The sequence below is a fragment of the Mesorhizobium sp. M1A.F.Ca.ET.072.01.1.1 genome (assembly GCF_004023325.1).
Taxonomy (GTDB): domain Bacteria; phylum Pseudomonadota; class Alphaproteobacteria; order Rhizobiales; family Rhizobiaceae; genus Mesorhizobium.
Genome location: NZ_RZSF01000346.1, coordinates 1 through 6,653 on the forward strand (window position 1 = coordinate 1; position 6,653 = coordinate 6,653).

The window sequence follows — 6,653 nt, forward strand, 5'->3', positions numbered from 1 at the left end:
TCGCAGCATCGGCTGCTGTCGCGAAGAGCACGCAGCCAGTTCTTCCCGTTGTCCGGGCGAAACCAGTCCGTCCGACCACCTCGGCCAGCACATCAGCTGTTCCTCTTTCCTATGAACTGCGCGACTGGATACCCGAGGCGGGCGGTCGCCTCACTGACACGATCTACGAGCGCTATGCGCTACAGTCGATTCACATCCCGCGTGCGAAACCCCATCCGACCCCGCTCGTCCAGTCGGCGGCGATGGCCGCGGTCGCGCCGCCGAAACCGTCGTATCGGCCTCTCCTTCCTGATGCGATCATTGATGAAGGGCTGCTATCCGACGCCCAGATCGAGAGCGTCATCTATGCCGGCGAAGCCCATTCCGACCATCTCGCCGGCGCCTGGACGGTGGATGAAACCTGCGACGTCGTCTCGGCCGCTCCCGACGGCGCAGAGAATGCTGTTCGCTTTCGCCGTGGTTGGTTTCTGGGAGACGGCACCGGCTGCGGCAAGGGGCGACAAGTCGCCGGCATCATCCTCGACAACTGGCTGCAGGGCCGTCGGCGCGCGATCTGGATCTCGAAGTCCGACAAGCTGCTGGAAGACGCACAGCGCGATTGGGCTGCCCTCGGGCAGGAACGGCTTCTCGTCCAGCCGCTCTCGCGCTATCGGCAGGGCACGCCGATCCGCCTTGCCGAAGGCATCCTGTTCACGACCTATGCGACGCTGCGCTCGCAGGAGCGCGACGGCAAGAAGTCTCGCATTGCGCAGATCATCGATTGGGTGAGCCAAGAGGCGGGGAGCGCCGGAGGCGCGACAGGAACATGTAAGTCTTTTGATGGCGTCATCGTATTCGACGAAGCCCACGCTATGGCCAACGCCGCCGGAGGAAAAAGCGAGCGCGGCGACGTCGCACCCTCGCAGCAAGGCAAGGCTGGCCTCCGCTTGCAGCACGCGTTGCCCGACGCGCGCGTCATCTATGTCTCGGCAACCGGCGCAACCGCCGTCGAGAATCTGGCCTATGCCCAGCGCCTCGGGATTTGGGGCAGCGAGGATTTTCCCTTCGCCAATCGCGCCGAGTTCGTCGCGGCAATCGAGAATGGCGGCGTCGCCGCCATGGAGGTGCTCGCCCGCGATCTCAAATCGCTCGGCCTCTACACGTCGCGATCGCTCTCCTATGACGGCGTCGAATACGACCTGCTCGAGCACGAACTGACAGAAGAGCAGATCCGCGTCTACAACGCCTATGCGGATGCCTTCCAGGTCATCCACAACAACCTGACCGCCGCGCTCGAGGCCGCCAATATCACCAGCGAGACCGGCACGCTGAACCGTAGCGCCAAGGCGGCAGCGCGCTCGGCTTTCGAAAGCACCAAGCAGCGTTTCTTCAGCCATCTCATCACCTCGATGATGACGCCGACCCTGACCGGCGCGATCGAGCAGGACCGCGCCGACGGTCATTCGGCGGTCGTGCAGATCGTTTCGACCGGCGAGGCGCTGATGGAACGGCGGCTGGCCGAGATCCCGGCAGAGGAATGGTCAGACCTCCACGTCGACGTGACCCCGCGCGAATATGTGCTCGGGTATCTGATGCATTCCTTCCCAACCCAGCTCTTCGAGGAATATTCCGATGCAGATGGCAACGTCTATTCACGCCCTGTGCATGACACAGAAGGCAATCCGGTCCAGTGCCGCGAGGCTGCGCGCCGCCGCGACGAGATGATCGAAAGGCTGGCCTCGTTGCCGCCGGTCGGCAGCGCGCTCGACCAGATCCTCCACCATTTCGGCACCGACACCGTCGCCGAGGTTACCGGTCGCACGCGCCGCATCGTCAAAAAGACCGGTCGCGACGGCATCGACCGGCTCGCCGTCGAGAACCGACCCGGCTCAGCCAATCTCGCAGAGACCCAAAGCTTCATGGATGACGACAAGACGGTACTGGTCTTTTCCGATGCCGGCGGCACCGGCCGCTCCTACCACGCCGATCTCGGCGCGAAAAACCAGAGACTGCGCAAGCACTATCTGCTCGAAGCCGGCTGGCGCGCCGACAACGCCATCCAGGGACTCGGCCGGACGCACCGGACCAACCAGGCGCAGCCGCCACTGTTCCGACCGATGGCCGCCAATGTGAAGGCCGGCAAACGTTTCCTGTCGACCATTGCCCGACGGCTGGACACGCTTGGTGCGATCACCCGCGGCCAGCGCCAGACCGGCGGGGCAGGGCTGTTCCGGTCCGAGGACAATCTCGAAAGCCCCTACGCCCGTGCGGCGCTACGTCAGTTCTACTATCTGCTGCACCAGGGCAAGATCGAGGGCTGCTCGCTGACGACCTTCGAGGCGGTCACCGGGCTGTCTCTCACCACGGACGAGGGTGGGTTGCGCGACGAGCTGCCGCCGATCACGACCTGGCTCAATCGGCTGCTGGCGCTACGCATCGAAACCCAGAACCTGCTGTTCGAAGTGTTCGAGCAGCTGATGACGGCAAGAATAGAAGGCGCCATCGCCGCGGGCAACTATGACAAGGGGCTGGAGACGATCACGGCGGAAAGCATCATCGTAACCGATCGCCGCACAGTCTACACGCATCCGGTCTCCGGCGCGCAGTCTCATGTGGTGACCGTGGCGCGCAAGGACCGCATCCGCCCGCTCGGCCTGTCCGAAGCACTGGCGATCGCACGCGCGGAACCGCAGTCGGTTCTGCTGGTCAACGCGCGGTCAAGCCGCGCGGCGATCCAGCTGCCGACGGCAAGTCTGATGCTCGACGACGGGACGATAGAACACCGGGTGCGCCTGCTGCGACCGACCGACGAGCTGCGCTTCGGTCTCGATGCCCTTGCCGAAACTCATTGGCAGCCCGCCGACCGAAGGGTGTTCTGCGAGCTGTGGCAGGCAGAAGTCGCTGCCGTTCCGGAATTCACCACCAGTACCTTCCACATCGTCACCGGCCTGTTGCTGCCGATCTGGCGGCGGCTGCCCGATCATGATTGCCAGGTCTATCGCATCCAGACCGATGCCGGAGAACGCATCATCGGCCGTCACATCGCGCCGACGCTGGTCGCGACCATGTTGCGCAATCTCGGCATCGACAATGTCCCGACTCTGGCGCCGGAGGAGGCCTGGACCGGACTGGTGGAGGGACGGATCGGCCTGCAACTTGCCGATGGCCTGGTCGTGCGCCGCAGCCGCGTCATGAACGACTACCGTGTCGAGCTCATCGGCTTCACCGACGCCATGGTGCCGCGCCTGAAGGCATTGGGCCTGATCGCGGAGATCATCTCCTGGAAGCTCAGGCTGTTCATCCCGACGGCCGAGCAAGGCTCCGCGATGCTCGCATCGCTTCTCGATCGCCACCGGCTCACCGGCGTCACCGACCGCACGGCCGCGGCTTGAGAGGAGGCGATCATGACCGGCTCGGCCTCCGAGCTGGCACGCGGTCTCGGCGATCACGCCGAGGCGGTGTGCCGCGAATATCTCTCTAACGGCCATCGTTCGGGCAATTACTGGATCGTCGGTGACGTGCGCAACACGCGCGGCCGCTCCATGCATGTGCGGTTGAGAAGCAACGCTAAAGGCCCGGCGGGCAAGTGGGTTGACGAGGCGACGTCCGAGTTCGGCGATCTCCTCGATGTCATTCGCGAAAGCTGCGGACTTATCGAGTTCCGCGATGTCGCGGACGAGGCGCGCCGCTTCCTCGCCATGCCGCGCGCGCAGCCACAAACCCCCGGCGCGGGGCGCCAGCCAACTGCGGCACGCGGCTCCCCCGACGCCGCGCGTCGCCTGTTCGCCATGTCGCAGCCGATCGCCGGCACGCTGGCCGAACGCTATCTGGCTTGCCGCGGCATCCTGCTCGCCGCGCGTGAACGCGCCTTGCGCTTCCACCACGGGTGCTACTACCGCGATCTCGTCACCGGCGAGACGCAGACCCTGCCCGCGTTGATCGCGGCCGTCACTTCCCTCGACGGACGCATCACCGGCCTGCAACGCACCTGGTTGGATCCGAACGGCAACGGAAAGGCGCCGGTTGCCGATCCGCGCCGCTCGCTCGGCAATCTTCTAGGCAACGCCATCTGGCTCGGCGTGGAGCCCGGCGAATCAATTTCGGTCATGGTCGCCGGCGAAGGTTTCGAGACGATGGCCTCGCTCCGCGTCGTGATGCCGGCGCTGCCGGTGGCCGCCGCGACCTCGGCCAATCATCTTGCCGGCCTGTCCTTCCCGCCCGACTGCCGTCGCCTCTACATCGCGGCCGATGCCGACGCTGCCGGCCGACATGGCATTGAGCGGCTCAGCCGGCGCGCAGGCGAGGCCGGTAATCTCGCAATAGTGCTTCGCCCGCAGCTCGGCGACTTCAACGACGATCTGCGCCATCTCGGTCCAACGCGTCTCGCGGCATGGCTCAGCGATCAGCTCGCCCCGGAAGATGCCCGTCGCTTCCTGACGTCGGGATGACCGGTCAAGGGGCTACAGGCAGGCAGGGGCGGCCTCACCGGAAGTCTCGCAACCATGAGCGCGCAGTCCGCCGGAAAGGCCGCGCCCGCGGCCTGCCTGAGAGGCGATCCCTGCCACCCCCCGGTCACGGCCGCAACGGCTGCGCCGTCCTCCGCTTCGCTCCGGCCTTCGGTGCGGCCACGCCCGGAGCGCGGCCGGGATGCGCTGTCAGGCCGCGATAGGCGCGGCCACAACCGACGGAGACATCGCCATGACCTACGAGCTTCCTTTCGACGACGCCCACGAGCCCTACCACGCCTCCTCGCCGACCGACCGCGTCATCCTCGAACTACAGATGTACGGCCATCGTCCGCATCAGGACGAGCCTGACCCCCGTCCACTCCCCGACGAGAGCGTATCCGGGCCGGCCTGGCCGGGATCGTCGAGACTTTCGCCGGCATGCTCGCCGACACCAGGCTCGAACCCGACCTCGATGACCTGCTCTGGTCTTTCGCAAACGTCTTCCATCGCGCGGCCGAGCGCGTCGCCCGCAGCCTCGACCGCAACGAGGAGGCGCAGCGGTCGAGCCAAGGCGAGCAGGATGGCTCGGAGGTGAAGTCCGTGGAGCTGGAACGGCTCACGGCCGAAGGCATCACCTATATCGAGCGCCGCAATGTGCTGGAGATCATGCGCGACGAGGCCGCCGACCTCTACGAAGCACAGACCGGCTCGGCGTGGCGGCCGCGCACCGGCTCCAAGGTCTCCCACCAGGCGATGACGGCGGCGGTGATCGACAGCCGCGACTTCCTCGCCGCGCGCCGTCGCGCCGAGACCGAGGTGCTGGTGCCAGCCGGCACCAGGATCGCCTTCGCCGGCGGCCTCGACTGCAACGATCACGATCGGATCTGGGACGCGCTGGATAAAGCCCGCGAGAAGCACCCAGACATGGTACTGCTGCACGGCGGCAGCCCACGCGGCGCCGAGCGCATCGCCGCCTGCTGGGCCGAGAACCGCAAGGTCACGCAGATCGCTTTCAAGCCGGACTGGAACCGGCATGCGAAGGCCGCCCCATTCCGTCGCAACGATCAGCTGCTCTCGGTCATGCCCTACGGACTGATCGTCTTCCCCGGCTCCGGCATCACCGAGAACTTGGCCGACAAGGCTCGCCGGCTCGGCATTCCGGTCTGGCGGTTCACGGAGGGTGGCGCGTGAGCGCCACCGTTACTCCCACGTCGAAGAACCCAACCTCTCCACGGTCGGGTTCTTCGTCTGTGCACATCCGTTCCAGGCACCAAATCCGGCGGGAGGCGGCAGTGCGTAAGAGCGCAAGATGGAGAGGGGCCAAATGTCCTCAGGCAGGTTCGGGCGCGCCGGCCTGCGGCCGGCCGGGCTCTACTCGCGGCGTGCCGCCGCTCCCCGAGCCGGCATTCGCCGTCTCGGCCTTCGGTGACGATCCCTCGCGCAGGAGAGGGAGAGGAGAGCCGGCCGGGGCGGTTGATCTGAGAGAAAGGAAAGCGACCAATGACAATGATATTCCTTGGCGGTTCGCGTGACATCTTCGAGCTGCCGGTCCCTGCGATCGAACGCATCGGCGCGATCGTTGCGGCCGAGCACGGCGTGCTGATCGGTGACGCGCCGGGAGCAGATGCCGAAATGCAGGGCCTGCTCGCAGGCTATAATTACGAGCATGTCGGCGTCTTCCATGGCGGCCCGGAACCGCGCAACAATCTCGGCGACTGGGCTGCCTATCACGTCCCGCCGCCGGACGGCGCAAAGGGCTTTGCCGTCCACGCCGCGAAGGACCGGGAAATGGTCCGCCGCGCCGACTTCGGCCTGATGGTCTGGGATGGCGCTTCGCCCGGAACCTGCCTCAACATACTGCGCCTGGCCATTATCGGCAGCCCATGCGTCGTCTACGACACGATGCGCGGCACGGTGGGAACCGTCCACACCATCCCGGACTGGCGCGCCATGATGCACGATGCCGATCCGGACGTTCGCGACGAAGTGGAAACCCGGATGACGGCAGAGGAGCACATTGCGCTGGAAGCCTGATTGTCGCAAGCCGTGCCGACCCGGGCTACGAATGAACGGCGCGAGCCGCCCCGCCCTGATCCGTGCCGAAGGCCGACCTCTTGCGGCCTCTCGCGGTCCGCCAGCAGTCCTTGGGAACATCCCATCTGCTCATGGCGCCGAGGGCAGGGCAGTTGCGGATCAGGCGCGCATTCCCGGCGGCCACGCTTGACC

General features: G+C 66.2%; 3 protein-coding genes and 1 pseudogene. All 4 read left to right on the forward strand.

Features of this window, described 5'->3' with window-relative positions; translation table 11 throughout:
• The coding region (locus tag EOA32_RS31100) for a strawberry notch family protein (RefSeq protein ID WP_245499440.1) at nucleotides 1–3,371 on the forward strand (3,371 nt) is incomplete at its 5' end.
• A 12-nt stretch (nucleotides 3,372–3,383) separates the two neighbouring features.
• The gene (locus tag EOA32_RS31105) at nucleotides 3,384–4,427 is read left to right on the forward strand and encodes a toprim domain-containing protein (protein WP_128373758.1); all 1,044 of its coding nucleotides are present in this window, start codon (nucleotides 3,384–3,386) and stop codon (nucleotides 4,425–4,427) included.
• A gap of 250 nt (nucleotides 4,428–4,677) precedes the next feature.
• A pseudogene (locus tag EOA32_RS31110) lies at nucleotides 4,678–5,618 on the forward strand (DUF2493 domain-containing protein).
• A 309-nt stretch (nucleotides 5,619–5,927) separates the two neighbouring features.
• Complete coding sequence (locus tag EOA32_RS31115) at nucleotides 5,928–6,461, forward strand: hypothetical protein (RefSeq protein WP_128373759.1); 534 nt, start codon at nucleotides 5,928–5,930, stop codon at nucleotides 6,459–6,461.
• Nucleotides 6,462–6,653: the final 192 nt, after the last annotated feature.